This is a genomic window from Singulisphaera rosea, from assembly GCF_054877945.1.
This window is the reverse complement of sequence record NZ_JBTYIP020000100.1, coordinates 1-482: the sequence shown is the minus strand read 5'-3', so window position 1 is coordinate 482 and position 482 is coordinate 1. Positions and strand designations below refer to the sequence as shown.

General features: G+C 60.0%; 1 pseudogene. It reads right to left on the bottom strand.

Annotation, left to right across the window (positions count from 1 at the left end):
• Window positions 1–55 precede the first annotated feature (55 nt).
• Window positions 56–482 (bottom strand): annotated as a pseudogene (locus tag ACYOEI_RS41125) (IS1634 family transposase); the annotation flags it as partial.

Below are 482 nucleotides of genomic sequence, written 5' to 3'. Positions count from 1 at the left end.
CCTACGTTCCGCACATCCGGCATTCAATTTCTCCGAATTTCCGGCGGTCGCCACGTCAGCGGTTATAAGCCGCCGTCATTCGCAACAGGCTCAGGAGCCTGCGCTGCAGCGGACTCAGTTCCGTCGTGAACACCACCGGGGCTTCTTCTCCCCCGATCAACTCGTGCCGTTGCACTTCCTCGAACAGATCGATGATCCGACGGGCCGTGGGACGCGCACTGGGACGGGCCTCGGGATACAAGGGGAGACTTCCCACTTCCGACCGCTTCATCGACCGGCGCAACTCTCGCTCCAGCAGGGCCTCCGTCAACAGGGCGAAAAAGTAGACGCACAAGAGGCCCTCGATCCGTCCCACATTCTTAAGGTAGACCGGCGCCACCTCGAAGTCGGTCTTCAGGTTTGAGAACCGCTTCTCGATCCCGGCCTGACATTTGTACGCCAACAACAGTTCCCGTTCCGAAAGCGAACGTGCATTCGTCACC